Annotated in this window: 1 protein-coding gene; it reads right to left on the reverse strand. The window is 65.0% G+C overall.

Going from position 1 to position 326, the window contains the following annotated elements; genetic code table 11:
• Window positions 1-326: DciA family protein (locus EN857_RS33865; RefSeq protein WP_135897717.1), on the reverse strand; the 326-nt coding region annotated here is incomplete at both ends.

The following is a 326-nucleotide window of genomic DNA, read 5'->3' on the forward strand; positions in this document are numbered from 1 at the left end:
GACGATCCTGATGCGGCCTATCGCGGTAAAGCCCAGGAAGGCGTTGACCCGGTTGATGATCTCGCCGGTCTCGTGCTGCAGGTGAAGCGCGGCCATGCCTTCGCAAGCGATGACCAGCACGGCCGGCTCGAATGGATCGTCCTCGTGCAAGCGGCGCGGCCACTGGATCTTTTCGGGCCGTGAGTGGATGGCCAGGCGCGGGCCAGCAATCTCTTCCCAGGACTGGACGAGACCGATCGAGATGCCTGCCCGCTTGCGCAGCACCGGGTCGAGGATCTCGGTGGCGAGGTCGCTCACCGGAACGGGATTGCCGAAGGGCCTTTTCC

Source organism: Mesorhizobium sp. M4B.F.Ca.ET.214.01.1.1, assembly GCF_004791545.1.
GTDB classification, from domain to species: Bacteria; Pseudomonadota; Alphaproteobacteria; order Rhizobiales; family Rhizobiaceae; genus Mesorhizobium; species Mesorhizobium abyssinicae.